The organism is Actinoplanes sp. NPDC048988, assembly GCF_043197815.1.
Lineage (GTDB): Bacteria > Actinomycetota > Actinomycetes > Mycobacteriales > Micromonosporaceae > Actinoplanes.
Genome location: NZ_JBICTW010000007.1, coordinates 1 through 16402, shown reverse-complemented (window position 1 = coordinate 16402; position 16402 = coordinate 1). Strand labels below are relative to the sequence as shown.

19 protein-coding genes and 1 rRNA gene are annotated in these 16402 nt (G+C 72.5%); 7 read left to right on the top strand and 13 right to left on the bottom strand.

The window, feature by feature from the left end; all coding sequences use genetic code 11:
• Positions 1 to 21: 21 nt before the first annotated feature.
• The 3 genes from ACGFJ7_RS22955 to ACGFJ7_RS22945 all read right to left on the bottom strand — a co-directional run bounded on the left by ACGFJ7_RS22955 (position 22) and on the right by ACGFJ7_RS22945 (position 1859).
• A complete protein-coding gene (locus ACGFJ7_RS22955; protein ID WP_392643662.1) occupies positions 22 to 159 on the bottom strand; it encodes a hypothetical protein in 138 nt (45 codons plus the stop codon).
• 66 nt (positions 160 to 225) lie between these two features.
• Complete coding sequence (locus ACGFJ7_RS22950) at positions 226 to 1092, bottom strand: helix-turn-helix domain-containing protein (protein WP_392643660.1); 867 nt, start codon at positions 1090 to 1092, stop codon at positions 226 to 228.
• A gap of 23 nt (positions 1093 to 1115) precedes the next feature.
• Positions 1116 to 1859, bottom strand: a complete 744-nt coding sequence (locus tag ACGFJ7_RS22945; RefSeq protein ID WP_360256104.1) for an SDR family oxidoreductase — start codon at positions 1857 to 1859, stop codon at positions 1116 to 1118.
• An 84-nt stretch (positions 1860 to 1943) separates the two neighbouring features.
• On the opposite strand from ACGFJ7_RS22945, the gene ACGFJ7_RS22940 reads away from it, so the two are divergent.
• Positions 1944 to 2423, top strand: coding sequence for a flavin reductase family protein (locus ACGFJ7_RS22940; RefSeq protein ID WP_392643658.1), 480 nt, complete (start codon positions 1944 to 1946; stop codon positions 2421 to 2423).
• Here ACGFJ7_RS22940 and ACGFJ7_RS22935 read toward each other — a convergent pair.
• Positions 2420 to 2782 (bottom strand): hypothetical protein, encoded by a 363-nt coding sequence (locus ACGFJ7_RS22935; protein ID WP_360256054.1) that lies wholly within the window; start codon positions 2780 to 2782, stop codon positions 2420 to 2422. The genes ACGFJ7_RS22940 and ACGFJ7_RS22935 overlap by 4 nt on opposite strands.
• 84 nt (positions 2783 to 2866) lie before the next feature.
• On the opposite strand from ACGFJ7_RS22935, the gene ACGFJ7_RS22930 reads away from it, so the two are divergent.
• Positions 2867 to 4300 (top strand): hypothetical protein, encoded by a 1434-nt coding sequence (locus ACGFJ7_RS22930; RefSeq protein WP_392643656.1) that lies wholly within the window; start codon positions 2867 to 2869, stop codon positions 4298 to 4300.
• A 3-nt stretch (positions 4301 to 4303) separates the two neighbouring features.
• Here the strand turns inward: ACGFJ7_RS22930 and ACGFJ7_RS22925 are convergent, their stop codons facing one another.
• Positions 4304 to 5071 carry a PIG-L family deacetylase gene (locus ACGFJ7_RS22925; protein ID WP_392643654.1) on the bottom strand — a complete coding sequence of 256 codons (768 nt, stop codon included), beginning with the start codon at positions 5069 to 5071 and terminating at the stop codon, positions 4304 to 4306.
• Positions 5072 to 5189: 118 nt separating this feature from the next.
• Here ACGFJ7_RS22925 and ACGFJ7_RS22920 point away from each other — a divergent pair, with 118 nt between their 5' ends.
• Together ACGFJ7_RS22920 and ACGFJ7_RS22915 are read left to right on the top strand one after the other, a co-directional pair.
• Positions 5190 to 6347, top strand: coding sequence for a phosphodiester glycosidase family protein (locus ACGFJ7_RS22920; protein ID WP_392644009.1), 1158 nt, complete (start codon positions 5190 to 5192; stop codon positions 6345 to 6347).
• A gap of 70 nt (positions 6348 to 6417) precedes the next feature.
• The gene (locus tag ACGFJ7_RS22915) at positions 6418 to 7875 is read left to right on the top strand and encodes a GGDEF domain-containing protein (protein WP_360256063.1); all 1458 of its coding nucleotides are present in this window, start codon (positions 6418 to 6420) and stop codon (positions 7873 to 7875) included.
• Positions 7876 to 8082: 207 nt separating this feature from the next.
• Here the strand turns inward: ACGFJ7_RS22915 and ACGFJ7_RS22910 are convergent, their stop codons facing one another.
• Genes ACGFJ7_RS22910 through ACGFJ7_RS22895 form a run of 4 tightly spaced genes read right to left on the bottom strand, consistent with a single transcriptional unit; the run spans position 8083 to position 10974 of the window.
• Positions 8083 to 8751: a glycosyltransferase gene (locus tag ACGFJ7_RS22910; RefSeq protein WP_392643652.1), complete on the bottom strand. Its 669-nt coding sequence runs from the start codon at positions 8749 to 8751 to the stop codon at positions 8083 to 8085.
• Positions 8748 to 9353: a class I SAM-dependent DNA methyltransferase gene (locus ACGFJ7_RS22905; protein ID WP_392643650.1), complete on the bottom strand. Its 606-nt coding sequence runs from the start codon at positions 9351 to 9353 to the stop codon at positions 8748 to 8750. The genes ACGFJ7_RS22910 and ACGFJ7_RS22905 overlap by 4 nt, the downstream gene beginning before the upstream one ends.
• Positions 9350 to 10075 carry a PIG-L family deacetylase gene (locus ACGFJ7_RS22900; RefSeq protein WP_360256071.1) on the bottom strand — a complete coding sequence of 242 codons (726 nt, stop codon included), beginning with the start codon at positions 10073 to 10075 and terminating at the stop codon, positions 9350 to 9352. The genes ACGFJ7_RS22905 and ACGFJ7_RS22900 overlap by 4 nt, the downstream gene beginning before the upstream one ends.
• Positions 10069 to 10974 carry an acyl-CoA dehydrogenase gene (locus ACGFJ7_RS22895; RefSeq protein WP_360256073.1) on the bottom strand — a complete coding sequence of 302 codons (906 nt, stop codon included), beginning with the start codon at positions 10972 to 10974 and terminating at the stop codon, positions 10069 to 10071. The genes ACGFJ7_RS22900 and ACGFJ7_RS22895 overlap by 7 nt, the downstream gene beginning before the upstream one ends.
• A 101-nt stretch (positions 10975 to 11075) precedes the next feature.
• Here ACGFJ7_RS22895 and ACGFJ7_RS22890 point away from each other — a divergent pair, with 101 nt between their 5' ends.
• Positions 11076 to 11438: a VOC family protein gene (locus tag ACGFJ7_RS22890; RefSeq protein WP_360256076.1), complete on the top strand. Its 363-nt coding sequence runs from the start codon at positions 11076 to 11078 to the stop codon at positions 11436 to 11438.
• On the opposite strand, the gene ACGFJ7_RS22885 is transcribed toward ACGFJ7_RS22890, so the two are convergent.
• The 3 genes from ACGFJ7_RS22885 to ACGFJ7_RS22875 are packed head-to-tail and all read right to left on the bottom strand — an operon-like array spanning position 11439 to position 14141.
• A complete protein-coding gene (locus tag ACGFJ7_RS22885) occupies positions 11439 to 12023 on the bottom strand; it encodes a carboxymuconolactone decarboxylase family protein (protein WP_392643647.1) in 585 nt (194 codons plus the stop codon).
• A 10-nt stretch (positions 12024 to 12033) separates the two neighbouring features.
• Complete coding sequence (locus ACGFJ7_RS22880; RefSeq protein ID WP_392643646.1) at positions 12034 to 13761, bottom strand: DUF6461 domain-containing protein; 1728 nt, start codon at positions 13759 to 13761, stop codon at positions 12034 to 12036.
• Positions 13758 to 14141 carry a DUF6220 domain-containing protein gene (locus ACGFJ7_RS22875; RefSeq protein WP_392643644.1) on the bottom strand — a complete coding sequence of 128 codons (384 nt, stop codon included), beginning with the start codon at positions 14139 to 14141 and terminating at the stop codon, positions 13758 to 13760. Before ACGFJ7_RS22875 ends, ACGFJ7_RS22880 begins: the two co-directional genes overlap by 4 nt.
• 58 nt (positions 14142 to 14199) lie before the next feature.
• Here ACGFJ7_RS22875 and sigJ point away from each other — a divergent pair, with 58 nt between their 5' ends.
• Positions 14200 to 15054: an RNA polymerase sigma factor SigJ gene (gene sigJ, locus ACGFJ7_RS22870; protein ID WP_360256085.1), complete on the top strand. Its 855-nt coding sequence runs from the start codon at positions 14200 to 14202 to the stop codon at positions 15052 to 15054.
• Between the two features lie 21 nt (positions 15055 to 15075).
• Entirely contained in the window at positions 15076 to 16002 is a 927-nt protein-coding gene (locus ACGFJ7_RS22865; protein WP_392643642.1) for a cyclase family protein, read from the top strand.
• 149 nt (positions 16003 to 16151) lie between these two features.
• Here ACGFJ7_RS22865 and rrf read toward each other — a convergent pair.
• Positions 16152 to 16268: ribosomal RNA gene (rrf, locus tag ACGFJ7_RS22860) — 5S ribosomal RNA — on the bottom strand.
• Positions 16269 to 16402: the final 134 nt, after the last annotated feature.

Below are 16402 nucleotides of genomic sequence, written 5' to 3'. Positions count from 1 at the left end.
GTTCCATCGTCATGCATCACTTCACCACGGCACCACCCCCGCGCCGCCGAAGAACGCGCCGGCCGGGCCGCCGTCGGGCGGGGCCGCCAGCCGGAGGGCGGTCGCCGCGCCCCGCTCGGGCGTGCGCTGGCCGCGGAAACCGTTGACGCCGGTCGCCACGTTCGGGCCCCGGCCCGGGGTCCGCGACCACGCTCAGCAGCCGCTCCCGCGCCCTGGCCATCCTGATCAGAACCGCGACCCGCCGCCGAGCCCGGCGACACGCTCGATGAGCTCGACCGTCTGCCGCTGGTCGAGACAACTGGTGACGAGCCGGGCGAAGGTGTGCCGGCACTGCGCCACCTCGGCCGCTTGCCGTACGAACCGATGCGTGCCCCGATACTGCTCGATGTAGACGACGTCCAGGTCGGGTGCCCCGGAGAATTCCAGGATCGCCATGGAGGTGCCCAGCAGGGCGTGCTCGCCGGCGTCGAAAGGCCGGATCCGGACGTCCACGGTCGGCAGCCGCGACATGGCGACCAGATGGTGCAGCTGCTCGGTCATCACGGTCCCGTCACCGATTCTCCGATGAATCACCGACTCGTCCATCACCGCGAACAGGGTGAGCGGGCGTGCCCCGGTCAACCGCCTCTGGCGGCCGAGACGAAGCGAGACCGCGCGGTCGGCCCGAGCCGGCTGACTGTCGTACACCAGGGAGAACAGCGCCCGCATGTACGCCTCGGTCTGCAGTAGCCCCGGCACAGCCACCGGCTCCCAGTTGTGCATCACCGACGCGTCGGCTTCGAGCTGGACGAACGGGTGGGCCCGCACGATGTCGCGATACTCCCACCACCACGCCCGCTCCCGTGGCGACCGGGCGAGCTGCATCAAAGACTCGCGGTACTCCCGGTCCTCCACGCCGTAGAGGGCGAGGAGGTCCTTGACATCGCGGGCCGTCACCGCAACCCGCGCGGCCTCGATGCGGGTCACCTTGGCCGCGTGCCACTCGAACTCGCGCGAGACCCGCTCCTGGGTCAGCCCGGCGGCCTCGCGGCAGCGCCTGAGCTCCGCGCCGAGGCGGCGACGGCGAACCGTGGATCCCTCTTCGGCAGACACCAGCCCATCGTGCCAGCAGGGCCTCAGCTGGGGAACGGGCCGCGTACGGTCACTCCGCCGTCGACGGCGAGGGTCTGGCCGGTGACGTAGGAGGCGGCCGGGGAGGCCAGGTAGACGGCGGCCGCGGCGGCGTCGGCCGGGGCGCCCAGGCGGCGCATGGGGATTTCCGGCACGTCCTCCGCCGCCTGGTTCGTGTTCGCGACGGCGGTCGCGAACGCGCCGCACGCGACGATGTTCATGCGGATGCCGTCGGCGGCGTACTCGGCCGCCACCGTTCGGGCGAGGCTGGCCAGTCCGGCCTTGGCGGCGCCGTACGCGGCCTGTTCGGGGGCGGCCATGATGCCGGCCACCGAGCCGACGCTGACGATCGAGCCGCCGCCGCCCTGGGCCAGGAAGGCGCGGATCGCGGCGCGGGCCGCCCGGGCGACGTAGCGCAGGTTCATCTCGTACGCCACATCCCAGTCCTCGTCGGTCATCTCGTGCAGCTTGACCGCGGGCACGAACGCCACCTGACCCCCGACCACCGTGACGAGGGTGTCCAGGCGGCCGAACGAGGAGACCGTACGCGCCACGAAATCGTCGACGTCGGAGCGGGAGCGCACGTCGCCGCTGAGCGCGAGACCCCGGTCGCCGAGCTCGGCCGCCGCCTCCCCGGCGCGGGCGGCGTCGATGTCGGCGACCGCGACCGAGGCCCCCGCGGCACCGAAGGCCCGCGTGATCGCCCGGCCTATGCCCGTCCCTCCACCGCCGATGACCAGCGCTTTCATGCCGTCCAAGGGCGCCATTGACTTCAACCCCACTTCAGGTTTTAACGTTGCTGCGGCGGTGGCACGGACAACAAAGGAAACACTGTGACAGCGGAGCAGTTCAAGGCGGCCTTCCGGCGCTATCCGACCGGGGTCGCGGTCATCTCCGCCATCGGGCCGTCCGGGCCGGTCGGGCTGACCGCCTCGAGTGTGGCCTCCGTGTCGGTGGATCCGCCGGCCCTGTCGTTCTCGGCCATGGGTACCAGGTCGGCCCACGCCCTCCTCGAGGCCGAGAGCTTCGTCGTCAACCTGCTCGGGCCCGCGAGCGCCGAGGTGGCGCGGCATTTCGCCAGCAGCGGCGGCCCGCGGTTCACCGAGGAGCAGGGCTGGACCTTTCTGCCCACGGGCGAGCCGGCGCTGCGCCACGCCCTGGCCTCGCTGCGGGCGACGCCCCTGCACCGCCTCCCGGTCGGGGATTCGACAGTCGTCGTCGCGTCCGTGCACGAGGTCTTCCTCGGACCGGTCGGCGGGCGGCTCGTCTACCACGACCGGCAATTCATCGCGGCCGAGGCCACGCCGGCCTAGGTACGGGCCAGCCACCGGCCGGCGAAGGCGACCGCCACCGAGCCGGCGGCCAGGCCCACGGCGACGAGGATCGCGCCGACCAGCCAGAGGCCGGATTCGTCGGAGGTGGCCGCCTTCGCCGACCAGGCGGCGGTGAACACCACCGTCATCACCGCCGCCACCATCAGCGGGTGGGCCCACCGGGCGGCGACCGCCGCGAGAACGATGAGGGTCAGTACGCATCCGGCGACCTGCCACCACGCGTACGGCCCGCTCACCGACTCGGTCGACGGGTCGGTCACGTAGCCGCTCTCCCAACCGAGCCAGGCCGCCCAGGCGGCGAGGGTGAGCACGGCGACGACGAACGGGGTTTTCCACATGCCCGTCATCCTTTCGCCATCGAGGCGGCCCGGGCCTGAGTACGCGGGCTCAACCATTCCGCTGATCGGTGGCAGTCTGTCGGAATGGATTTCGACTCCGGCGCCGGCCTGCTGCACCGCCTCACTTCGTACCAGCCCGACCGCGAATGGGACGCCCCGGTCGACGACCCCCGGGTCCGTCACGACCTCACCCCGAACGATCCGGAGACCTTCCCACCGCCTTACAAGACGTACGGGCCGGGCCTGCCCACTGTCGAGCTTCCCCGCGACCTGCCCGCCTCCGGCGTCCCGGCCACGGCCGTCCTGTCCGGCGCGGCTTCCCCGCCCCAGGCGCTCGACGCCGCGCAGCTCGGCCGCATCCTGTTCCTGGGCGCCGGTGTCGTGCGGACCTCCGTGCGCAACGGCCGCCGTTTCGTGTTCCGCGCCGCCGGCTCGGCCGGCGCCCGTTTCCCGCTCGAGCTGTACGTCTCCGCGCGCGGCGTCGCCGGCGTTCCGGACGGCGTGCACTGGTACGACCCGATGGCCCACGCCCTGCTGCAGATCGCCCCGCCGGCCGGCGGCGACGCCACCACCCTGATCGTCACCGGTGTCCCGTGGCGCACCGGCTGGCGCTACGCCGAGCGCGGCTTCCGGCACGTCTACTGGGACGCCGGGACCCTGCTGGCCCAGCTGGACGCCGCGACCGCCTCGGCCGGCCTGGAACCGCGCCTGCGCACGCTGTTCCCCGACACCCGGGTCGGCGAGCTGGTCGGCGCCGACGGCACCCACGAGTTCCCGGTGGCCCTGCTGACTTTCGGCGACGGTACGCCGGCGGTCGCCCCGACCGGCCCGGCCACTGCCGGCGAGCTCCCGCCGGTCGAGTTCCCCCTGGTGACCGCGGCCCAGCACGCCGGCGACCGGGACACCCTGGGCGCGCCCTGGCCGGCGGCCGTCACGGTCGGCACCCACCCGGGCGAGCAGACGCTGGACGAGGTGATCCGCCGGCGCGGCTCGCAGCGCCGCATGGACCGCACGAAAACGGTGCCCCGCGCCGACCTGGAGTGGGCCATGTCCGCGGCCACCCGCGGCGTCGACGTGCCGCACTGGGTGGTGGCGCACGGCGTCGACGGCCTGGCCCCCGGCCTCTACCGGTGGCCCAGCCTCACTCCGGTCGTCACGGGCGACCTTCGCGGCGAGCTCGAACGGGTCTGCCTCGGCCAGTCGCTGGCGGCCGAGGCCGCGTACGTGGTCATCGCCGCCCGGCCCGGCGACGCGCTGGACGACCGGTCCTACCGGGCGGCCCAGCTCGCCTCCGGCCTCGTCGAGGGGCGGCTGCACCTGGCCGCCTACGCCACCGGCGCGACCGCCACCGGCATGACCTTCCTCGACTCGGAGGTGCCCGCCCTGCTGCACGAGCCCGGCGATCTGGTCACCCTGCTGTTCACCTGCGTGGGCATCGGCGAGTACAAGTCCCGTCCCGGCGGCGCCCCGGGCGCTCCGGTCGAGGTCCGTACGGTCGTTCCCCGGATCGTGGAATGACGGTCAGCAGGCGCACTGCCAGCGGGCGGTCGTGAGGTCCCACCAGCACGACGGGCACGGGGTGTGCCCCGAGTTCGGGGGCGCCCACGCGACGAAGGACTCCTCGCGCACCCACTCGGTGTACCGGTCGACGCCCACGGCACCGATGAGGGCCGCCGTCTGCGTCCGCTGGGCGGCCAGCGCCCGCACCTTGCGGCGCACCGTCGCGTCGTCCAGCACCAGGTCCACGGTGAGGGCGCCGTCCGGCACCACGACGGGGTAGCCCGGTTCGAAGATGCCCAGGCCGTCGTTCAGCGGCGCCCAGCGCCGGTGCCAGCGCTCGCCGACCGCGCTGCGCAGCAGCCGGGCGCCGGGGGCGGCCGCCCGGGCGAACGCGGCGGCCGTCCACCGGGCGACCGCGCGGTGGTCGGCGTGGCCGGTGTTGCCGTCGAGTCCGAAGGTGACGACCGTGTCGGGGCGGATCTCGCCGATCAGGGCGGCCAGCTTCGCGACCGCCTCGGCGGCCGGGACGTCCGCGCAGCCGCCGTCGGGACAGCCGAGCCAGTGGTGCTCGGTGACACCGAGGATCCGCAGGCAGCGCGCCAGCTCCGTGGCCCGTTCGGCGGCCAGGCGCGCAGGCGGCCACCGCCGCGGGTCACTCGTGCCGTGCTCGCCCCGCGTGGCGGTCACGCAGACCACCCGGTCGCCGCGCTGGGCGGCCAGCGCCATCAATCCACCCGATAGATATGCTTCGTCGTCCGGGTGGGCCCAAATTCCCAGCAGTGTGTTCATGCCGGCCAGCCTCGGGCCGCCCGCTTGCGGTGCGCTTGCCGGAGACTTGCCGGGTCTTCATCGGTTGGTCAGGTGGATGTCGGATCTGGTGCGCAGGATATCGATCATGATTCCTGGTTTGGTCGCGGGCGTGTTGGTGGCGGCGCTGGTCCCGGCCGGTCACCCGGCCCCTCCCGCCCCTTCGCTCCCGCTCGGCGACTCCGGGCTGGCCGAGACGCGTACGGTGCGGACGCTCGAGCGCGGTGTGACGCTCACCCGGATCGTGCGCGGCACCGAGCCGGCGGCCGCCGGCGACATCAACACCACCACCAAGGGCCCGTGGCGGGTCAACGTCCTGACCATCGACCCGGACCGGGCGCGGGGGCACCTCAAGGCGACGTACGGCGCCGATCTGTCCCGCACCGAGACGGTCACCGACCTGGTCGCCGCCGAGGACGCGGTGGCCGGGGTCAACGCCTCGTTCTTCACGTTCACGGCGAGCCGGCTCTACCCGGGCACGCCGGTGGGATTGGGGGTGTACGGGGGCCGGCTGCTCAGTGAGCCGACCACCGACGGGACCGAGGCCGACCTCGTCATCGACTCGCGCCGCAACACCTTCGCGGTGGGCCGATTGTCGTACGAGGGAACCGTCGTAAACCCGCGCACCAAGGCGTCCCTGCCGATCGCGCAGATCAACGACCCGTCGCCCGCCGTCGCCGAGTTCACGCCGGAATTCGGCGCGCGCACGCCGTCCGGTGACGGCACGGAGGTCGTGCTCGACAAGCGGGGTTGCGTCGTACGCGTCGCCGCCACCCGCGGAACCGCCCTGGCCAAGGGCCAGACGTCGGTGCAGGCCGCCGGCGAGCAGGCGGCGGCGCTGACCGCGCTGGCCAAGGGATGCCTGACCGTGAAGCACCGGGTGACCGACGCTTCCGGGCGCCGGGTGGCCCTCGAACCCGGGACGTACGCCGTGAACGGGCGTTACCGCCTGGTCGAGAAGGGCGCCGTCGTGGTGCCGGACGGCACCGGCAGCTTCTTCGACCGCAACCCGCGCACCATCGCCGGCACCAACCGGCGGGGCGACCTGGTGCTGGCCACCATCGACGGCCGGATGGCCACCAGCGTGGGCACGACGATGGACGAGACGGCCGAGGTGGCCAAGGCGCTCGGGCTGCGCGACGCCATCAACCTCGACGGCGGCGGCTCGACCACGATGGTCGCCGACGGCGCCGTGGTGAACACCCCCAGCGGCGGGTCGCAGCGCCCGGTCGGCGACGCGCTGGTCTGGGACCACTGAGGGATCCTCAAGTCGGCTCCGCCACTACCGATGCTGGGCAGGTCGGTGGTGGCGGATCCGTGAGGGGACCATGAGGAACTGGAAGGCCGCGTATCTCAGCCTGGGTCTCCTGTACGTGGTGGTGCTCGCCCTCTCGGTGAGCGCGCTGTTCAGCGGACACCAGCATTACGACCAGGTGGCCGAGGCCGCCCGTAGCGTCTTCGGCCTGATCGGGCTGATCGCGGCCGTCCAGGCCTCGCGCACCGCGGGGCCGGCGTGGCGGGCGGTGGCGCTGAGCTTCCTGGTGCTGGTGGCCTCGCCCGTGTTCGCCCTCGCCGGCACGACGATGATGGACGATGTGACGCACGTGGCGTTCGTCGTCTCGCTGCTGCTGGCGCTGCAACTGTTCCCGCTGCCGGCGACGTCACGCCGCGAGCGCTGGAAGACCGCGCTCGACGCCTCGGTGGTGCTGGTCGGCGGCTGCATGCTGCTCTGGTACTTCTCGTTCGGCGCCTACATCTCCCAGCACGGCTTCTCCGGCGGCGTCATCGTGCCGGCCGCGGTGTACCCGATCGCCGACCTGGCGCTGCTGTTCAGCGTGGCCCGGGTGCTGCTGCGCGGCACGCTCGGCTCCACGCCGCGGGCGCTGCGCATGCTGACGGCCGGCGCGCTCGTGCTGTTCGCGGGCGACGCGGTCCACGGCTACCTGCGCAGCCACGAGCTGATCGACACGCACTCGCCGTGGCAGTTCATCTGCTGGCTGACCGCCGACGCCCTGCTGGCGGCGGCCGCGGTGGAGCAGAGCCGCGGCGCTGAGGAGCGGCGCGAATACCGGCGGAGGTTCCGGGTCGCGCGCTACATGCCGTTCGCCGCGATCGCCGTCGCCAACGGCCTGATGCTGACGGCCGCGGCCCGGTCCGGATCGTTGTGGCCGTGGGGCGGCCTGGCCCTGGGCGGCACCCTCATCAGCGTGATCGTGCTGGTCCGCCAGACCCTGGTGCAGCGGGAGAGCGACGAGCGGGCGGTCACCGACGGCCTGACCGGCCTGGCCAACCGGGTACCGTTCCGGGCCACCTCGAACCGCGCCCTGGACCGCGACGCCCGAACCGGCAAGCACAGCGCCGTCATGGTGATCGACCTGAACGACTTCAAGGCCATCAACGACACCCTCGGCCACAAGTCCGGCGACCTGGTGCTGGTCGAGTTCGCCCGCGTCCTGCGCGCCTGCGTCCCCGACTGGGGCCTGCCCTGCCGCCTCGGCGGCGACGAGTTCTCAGTGGTCCTGCCCGGCCTGGACTTCCCCGAGCAGGCGTACGACGTGGCCGGCCGCATCGCCTCGTCCCTGGCCCCGGTCATCATCGACGGCAAGCTGATCCCGCTGCGGGCCAGCATCGGCATCGCGGTCTCGGCCCCCGGCGAACTGACCCACGACGTCATCGTGCACCGAGCCGACCTGGCCATGTACAGGGCCAAGGCCCTCGGCCCGGAGACCCGCTGGGCGGTCTGGCAGGAGCACTTCGAACAGGAGAACGCCCCCACCGCGGCCTGATACGCCGGCTGGGACGGCGCCGCCGACGCTGTCGTCCCGACCACTCCGGCTCCTACCGCCACCATGGCCAGAACCCCCGTATACGCCCACAGCCGGATCGCCTTCCTGCCCGAACAAGTTCCTGCTGTCTTCTCTCGTGTCGAGAGGTGAAACCAGGCGGCATTGAACCAGTACACCTCTGCTCGGTGCGGAACAGGCGACCAGCGGCTATGTCGGCTGGAGGCCGGCGGCCAAGGTTGCCAGGTGGGCTGAGAAACCGTGCGGGGCGCGGGCGATGGGGCGGGCGCTGGTCGTCACCGGGCAGGCGGGGTCGGTTGCTATGTGGGCACCGGCGGCTTGGAAACGGGCGATCAGCTCGCGGTCCTCGTTGACGGGGACGGGCGGGAAGCCGCCGGTCTCGGCGTAGGTGGTGGCGGCGAAGCCCAGGTTGGCGCCGTGCACGTGGGGCTGGGTGGCCCGTCCGTAGGCGGTCTCGTAGACGGTGCGCAACGTTTCCGGCCAGCGGCCCCAATCGTCGACGCGGACCGTGCCCAGCAGCAGGTCGGCGCCGGCTCGGGCGTGCGTCAGCTGCCAGTTCAGCCAGCGGCGTGGTACCCGGCTGTCGGCGTCTGTGGTGGCCAGCCACAGGCCGTCGGTTCCGGCTCTCATGGCGTACGCGGCGCCGGCCGCCCTGGCCGCGCCGACGTTGCGCGCGTTCGTGGTGAGCACGTGGGCTCCGGCCGTCCGGGCCGCCGCGGCGGTGCCGTCGGTGCAGGCGTCGGCCACCACGATGAGTTCGGCCGGGACCGGGGACGGGCACGCCCGCAGCGCCCGCAGGCAGGCCGGCAGCAGGGACTCCTCGTTGTGCGCCGGCACGATCACCGCGAGGCGCTTCACGCCAGGCCCTCGCGCTGGGCCACCGATCGGGCCTCGGTGGTGCGGGAGAAGACTTCGAGCAGGAAGTCGGCCTCCTCCAGCCGGGACAGGCGCGCCAGTTCGGGCCGGGCGGCGAGGGCCCGGTGCACGTCGTCGCCGGAGCGGGCGTGTTCCTCGACCGACCAGCGCCAGTGCACGGCTATCAGGTCACCGCCGGGTTCGAGCGAGTCCACCGCCCGGGTCAGCAGCGTGTCCAGGTCGGCGTCGTCGAAGTAGTAGCCGAGTTCCGACAGCACGATCAGGTCGAACGTCCCGCCCGGCCACTCCGCGGGGATGGTCGCGCGCTCCACCGTCACTCCGGGCGCCCCGGCCAGTCTCTCGGCGGCCGTCGTCACGGCGCTCTCGACCGCGTCGACGGCCAGCAGCTTGTCGCATCGCGGGGCCAGCCGGGCGGTCAGCCGGCCGGTGGAGCATCCGGGCTCGAAAGCCGACCGGTACCGGCGGGCGGGGGCGATCGCGGCGGTCAGGGCGTGCTTGCGGGCGTCGTACCAGCGCGACTCGAAACTCCAGGGGTCGGCGTCGGCCGCGTACATCTGCTCGAAGTAGTTGATGGGTGTCGTCATGTCAGTACCACTTCGAACGGGCGCGCGAACCGCGCGAGAACGTGCGGGGGCAGGATGGCCGTGTCGGCCGGATCCGGCCCGAGTGGACGGATCTGGCTCGGAAAAGCCTCGACGGCGGCCTGTTTGGCGGCCAGGACCTCAGGACTCAGCGGTACGCGGCGAGCCCGCTCCCACGGCACACGGGTGTCGCCCGGCGCGGCCCAGTGCCAGGTCCAGATCGGATACTCGAGCAGCCGGGCACCGGTCCGGGCGCAGGCTTCGGCCGCGGCCCGGCCCACCGCCTCGTGGTCGGGATGACCGTCGCCGCGCCAGGTGGCCAGGCACCACTGGTCCTTCCGGAGCAGCCGGGTCAGTGTGTCGGTGAGGGCCGCTTCGCCGACCTCGCCGTCGGGATGCCCGAGCCGTACGACCGGTGACGTGCCGAGTCCCAGCCGCTTCATCGCTTCCGCAGTCTCGTTCCGGCGGATCCCGGCCAGCCGCTCCCGGGTATGGACGGTCGAATCCGGGTGGGACGCCTCCCCGTCGGTGACGGCGACCAGGGTGACGTCGCCGAGCGTTGCCATGAGCCCGGCCACACCCAGGATCTCGTCGTCCGGATGGGGCGCCACCACGAGCGGCGGAAGCGGCCCCGGCTCCCCGGTGAGCACCGGCCATTCGTTCATCGCCGTCCAGCCGCGCCAGGTCGCCTCGGCTGTCCCCGCCCCGCTGATCTCGGTCACCACGGCTTGCCGCTTCCGGACAACAGGGCCGCGCCGAGCTGTTCGAGATCCTTCTCGGCGTGGCTCTGGCGGAGGTAGACGGTCAGGTCGGCCACGCGGCGGGCGTGCGCCTCGTCCCGGCCGAGCGGGCCCGCGCCCAGCGCGCGGCCCACACGGTCGAGGACTTCGGTGGCGGCGGCCTCGACGGTCGCCCGGGCCCTCAGCGCCAAGCGGTGCGCGTTGCCCGCCGGGTCGGCGTCGATCTGAGCGGCGGCCCCGGCCAGGACCGCGCGGGCCGCGCCCAGGGCCACGTCGACGGCGCCGAGATGGGCCAGGCCGTGCGGGCCGAGGTCGGTGGCGGCGAGCAGGCGGTCGGCCACGCCGACGGCACCGCCGTACCAGCAGGCCGCCACCCCGACGCCGCCGTGCCAGAAACCCGGACGGTCCACATATCGGCCGGGTTCTCCCACGGGCCGGGCGGGGGCGGTGTCGAAGCGAACGGTGCGGCTGTCGCTGCCGGCCATCCCGATCGCGGGCCACGTTCCGTCGACCGGCACCGCGTGCGGGGGCTCGTTCCGCACCGCGAACAGCCGGATCCCGTCCTCGGCGGCGGCCGTCACCAGTGCGTCGGTGCACCACGCGGCCCCGGAACACCACGGGCGCTCACCGGTCAGGCGCCAGCCTCCGGAGGTGCGCTCAGCCCGTACGGACGAAGGCGCCGCCGCCCAGACGCCCCACCTCTCGCCGGACGGGGTTTCGGGCTTTTCCAGGTCGCCCAGCTCGACGCGGATGGCGACGGCGTCGGCGTGGCCCTCACCGAGGCGGGCCTTGACCAGATCCTCGCGGCCGAGCTCGGCCAGAAGGCGGAAGCGTTCAGCTGTGGCACCGTGCCCGGGTAGCGGCAGATCAGGGGGGATGATCATGAGCGGGCATTACCCCGGCCGGCCGAACTCAACCAACCGCTGGGCCTGGCACGACTGTCACCCGGGCGGAAACTGTCGTACCCCCGCCCTACGGTGAGGGCATGGACTGGAAAATCGAGCTCGTCCCCGTGCCGGTGACCGATGTCGACCGGGCCAAGGAATTCTACGTGCGGGTCGGCTTCAACGCCGACCATGACCAGCGGGTCAGCGACAGCCTGCGGTTCGTCCAGCTGACCCCGCCGGGCTCGGCCTGCTCGATCTGCGTGGGCGAGGGCATCACCGACAAGACACCCGGCACCCAGGAGATCCAGATCGTCGTCCCCGACGCCGACGCGGCCCACAAACACCTCGTCGAGGTGGGCGTGGAGTGCACCGACGTCGATCCGCAGCCGTGGGGCCGGTTCGTGCACTTCAAGGACCCCGACGGCAACAGCTGGGCGCTGCAGGAGCTGCCGCCCCGCTGATCAAGTCAGATATCCCCTCTCGGCGAGGAAGCCGGCGTGCCGCTCGTAGTGCGCCGGCTCCCCGGGCGCCAGCGTGCCCAGCCCGTCCACATAGCGGTTGAACATGCTGAACGCCGCCGCGATCAACACCGTGTCGTGGACCATCCGGTCGTCGGCCCCGGCCGCCCGGGCCCGTTCCACGTCGTCGCCGGTGACGGCCCGCCCGCTGACACGCACCTTGTCCGCCAGCGCGAGCAGCGCCTCCATCAGCTCCCCGCCGCCACCGCCGTCCGCGCCGCCGCCGCCCACGCCACCCCCGCCTGCGCCGTCCGCGCCTTCACTGTCCGCGCCTTCACTGTCCGCGCCTTCACCGTCCGCGGCGGCGCCGGCCAAGCGGCGGGCCACGGCGCCGTGCGTCTCGGCGCAGAAGGTGCAGTCGTTGCCGCGGGAGACGTGGGCGGCGATGGTCTCGCGCTGGGCCGGGGTCAGCGGGGACGGCCCCCGCAAGAGCGTCTCGGCCAGCCCGTTCAGCGCCCCGGCGGTCTCCGGGTAGGCGGCCAGCAGGCCCACCATGCCCGGAAGCGGGGGCAGTTCGATGTGCGGCACGCGGCCACCCTCATTCCTCGATGCGATATCCAGAGCCCGATGCGAACACACGGGTCACGTCGGCGGCGGTGATCCCCCGGCCGGTGAAGCGTTCCACAGCCGCCAGACCCTTCTCCGTGCGGTATCCCCGCTCAGCGAAGTCGATGCCGGCCAGGGCCTCGGTCACCGCGGGCGGCGTCTGTTCGCCGCCGAACGGCTCGAAGGCGGCCAGCAGCTCGCCACGCTCGGCGAACGACAGCCGCGTCATGGCGTTGACGTTCCAGAACATGCTCGCCGCCCGCCCACCGGCCGACGCGGCGCCCAGCACGCCGGGGTCAGCTCCTCGGTAGCCGTTGTCCTCGACCAGGACGACGGCGTCACCGGCGTCGAACGCCGCCACCCACGGATCCACCGACCGCCGCAGGGACAGGTCGCGCTCGATGACGTCGATCGGTTCCGGCCGGTCCGGGTCGGCGCCGAACGCGCGCAGCGCCGCGGCCATCGTCGCCCCGGTCACGACGGTGACCGTGGCCGCCACGGCCAGGCGGCTGCGGCGCACCCAGCGGTAGGCGTGCTCGGGGCGGGCCTCGCGGGCCGGCCCGGTTTCGCCGCGGAGCCGGTATCCGAGCTCGTCGGTGCGCTTGTGCACGGTCTGCGGGGCCGGCGGGGCGGCCCAGACCACGAGTTTGTACCGCTCGAACTCGGTGTCGCCGCTGTCCCGGTCGACGGCGTGGACCCGTACCCGGTAGTCGCCCGGCCACGGCGGCGTCTGGTGGCGCAGTCGCCCACCGACGGTGCCGTCGGGCGAGACGATCGAGGCTTGGCCCTCGGCCGCGTGCCAGCTGAGCTCGACGACCTCCTCCCAGCCGTCCTCCACCTCGGCCGGAGCTTCGGCCAGCACCGCCAACTCGACGCGAAGGTGCCCGTCGGCGACGCCGGTGCGCACGACCACCCCGCCGCCCGCGGCCACGGCCAGCCCGTTGCCGGAGAAGTCGCCGACAGCGGGAAACGCCCCCTCGACCATCCCGAACCGGTGTCCCGCCACCGTCACCGAGCCGAACATGTGGCGCGGCAAGAGGTATCCGGCCCTCACCTTCTCGAGCAGCGCCGCCGCGTACGCCTCAGGCATCGGAATCTCCCGCAGCACCGGAACCGCCGCACCCAGCGCCAGCCCGACCACGGCCGCGGGCCTCGACACGAGGCCCGGCGGGTCGGCCTGGTGAACGACGGCCCCGGCCACCGCGACGGCCAGACCGGTGTGGACGGCCCCGTGCCGCCTCGCGATGGCGGCCTCGGTCTGAGCACCGGCCGCGTCCATCAGGGGCGCGACGGCCGGGTGCGTTCTGAGCGTTCGCACCAGGTCGGTCACGCGGGCGCTCAGGCCCGGCCGGAGGCGTTCCAGCAGGGTGGCCGCGGTGACCGCCTCGCTGTCGGCGCCGCCGGACGCCACGAAGGCGAAGCGGGCTTCCACGGGCTTGGGCAGGTAGCCCGTGGAGGCGGCGGTCCAGTCGTGGCGGGCGATCGCCCGTTCGAGGGCACCCAGCAGCCGTTCCGGCGCGAGCGGGCCAAGAACCCGCAGCGTGCCCACCACTTCGGGCTCCGCGTGGTGCCGCGGGTGGGGCGGCCTCGCACTCTCCTCGGCGGGCGCGGCCAGGCGGCCCAGCAGCAGAGCGGTCGGCTCCGGAACCCGTTCGGCGAACGTCGGCATGGCGCGGGCGACGAAGGCGGCCAGATCGTCGATCGGCAATACGTCGGTCATCGGGGAGCGACGCTATCGGACTTACGCCCCGCGTGGGGAGTTCCGCGCGGCGCCGCACTCTTCAGCAGCCACCCTGAGGAGGCGAGGATCGCCAGCCCGTTGAGCCCGTGCAGCGCCGTCCACGATCCGCCGATCTCGGCAATCACCACCTGCAACGAGTCCAGCCCCACGACGAGCAGGGACACCCACACGAGCCGCGCCGGCAGACGCCCCGCCGCGGCCACGATCGCCATGATCAGTGGTACGAAGAAGATGACGTACCCCATGGCGTGGTGCAGCCGGTACGAGCTCGCGTGGAACCCCCCGGTGGTGGCGAACACGAACTGAGCGATGACGATCAGCAGAAGCGCCGCCGCAAGGAAAGTGAAAGTCTTCCGCATGCCTACTCGACGACGCAGCCTCCGCGATTGTGCCGTGCGTCGGGTAGACATGGCGAACATGAGCGCGATCACCGTCGAGCGCCGTCAACTGCTCACCCTGGCCTACCGCATGACCGGCTCCCTGGCCGATGCCGAGGATGTGGTCCAGGAGACGTACGCCCGGTGGTATGCGCTCACCCACCCCCAGCGGGACGCCATCGACAACCCCGCCGCTTGGCTCACCACTGTGGCCAGCCGCGTCTGCCTGGACCTGCTGGGTTCGGCCCGCTCCCGCCGCGAACGCTATGTGGGCGCCTGGATCCCCGAGCCGCTGCCCGCCGGATACGCGGACCTTTCCGACCGGGTCACCCAGGACGAGTCCCTCACCATGGCCTTCCTGATCGTCCTGGACGCCATGACCCCCGCCGAGCGCGTGGCGTTCCTCCTCCACGACGTCTTCGGTTACCCGTTCGCCGAGATAGCTACAGTCCTCGGCCGTACGCCGGTGGCCTGCCGCAAACTCGCCTCATCAGCCCGCCGTCGCGTCGGCGAATCCCGGGTGCCCCGCACACCGCCGTCCGGTCAGGCCCGCGTGGTCCGCGCCTTCAAGCAGGCGTGGGAGGCGAAGGACATCGGCGCCCTGATCGCCCTGCTCGACCCGGACGCCGTCGTGACCGCGGACGGCGGCGGCCAGGTCAGCACGGTGCGGCATCCGCTGCACGGCCGCGACCAGATCGCCCGGCACGCCGCCAGTCTGTTCCGCGTCATGCCCGGCATGGACATCCTGGAACGCACGGTGAACGGCCACCCCGGCCTCGTGGTCCAGCTTTCCGGCGTCACCGTGACGGTCCTGGCCTTCGAACTGGCCCCGAGCGGGATCACCCGGGTCTGGGCGATCCGCAACCCGGCCAAGCTTGGTGCCTGGACGGCGTAGAACCCGTCGTACGCTGCTGGAATGACGATCCCTCTCGGCTACTTCGAGACGCTGTCGAACTGGGGCCGTTGGGGCGCCGACGACCAGCTGGGCACCCTCAACCACATCACCGACGGCGTCCGCCTGGCCGCCGCCCGGTCCGTCCGCCACGGCCGGAGCGTGTCCTGCGCCTGGCAGATCACCACCCCCGGCGACATGGAACGGTCGACGAACACCATTCCGTACGCCGTCGACATGCCCGGCGCCGAGAACATGCCGGCCCGGTTCCACAGCGACCGCCGCTGGGGCTTCACCAACGAGCGGCTGGCCGTCACCTACCACGGCAATACAGTCACCCACTTGGACGCCCCGAGCCATCTCTTCTGGGACGGCCGGCTCTACAACGGCCGCCCCCACTCGGCGGTGGACCCTGACACCGGCGCGGCGTGGGCAGCAGTGACAGCGGCCGCCGACGGCATCGTCACGCGCGGCGTCCTCCTCGACATCGCGGCGGTCCGCGGCGTCCCATGGCTGGAACCGGGCGAGGGCGCTTTCCCCGCCGACCTGGAGCAGGCCGAACGCCGCCAGGGCGTACAGGTGCGCCCCGGCGACGCCGTGCTCCTGCGAACCGGTTACGGCCGAGCCCGCCGCGAGACCGGCGACAACGCCGGCTTCACCCAAGCCGGCTGGCACGCTTCCTGCTTGCCTTGGCTGTACGAACGGGAGGTCGCCCTGATCGGCGCGGACACTCCACAGGACGTCCAGCCCTCCGGTTACGGGGACATCCTCATGCCGGTCCACGCCGTGGGCCTGGTCGCCATGGGCCTGTGGCTCCTCGACAACTGCGACCTGGAGGCCTGCGCCACAACCGCGGCCGTCCTCAACCAGTGGGACTTCCACCTGACCGTGGCCCCGCTCCGCCTGGCCGCCACATCGGGCAGCCCAGCAAACCCCATCGCCACTTTCTGATCACAGAGCAGCCCCGACCATCCAGCCACCCTGCGCTCCTTCGGGCACCGAGCCGCACACGACCCTTTTACCCCGACCGTCTTTCAAAAAGGGCGCGGAAATGACAGTAGGCCCACCCGATCCCGGGTGGGCCTACTGTTTCACGTTGAGTCCGGCGGCGTCCTACTCTCCCACACCCTCCCGAGTGCAGTACCATCGGCGCTGGAGGGCTTAGCTTCCGGGTTCGGAATGAGACCGGGCGTTTCCCCTCCGCTATGACCACCGAAACAACCATCAGCGGAACAAACCAGCAACCCCAACACACGTGTTTGGGGGTGGTTGTTCGTTTGCTGTGAATTACACAGTGGACGCGTTGAGCAAAAAGTTTAAGGTGGTTAAGCCCTCGGCCTATTAGTACCGG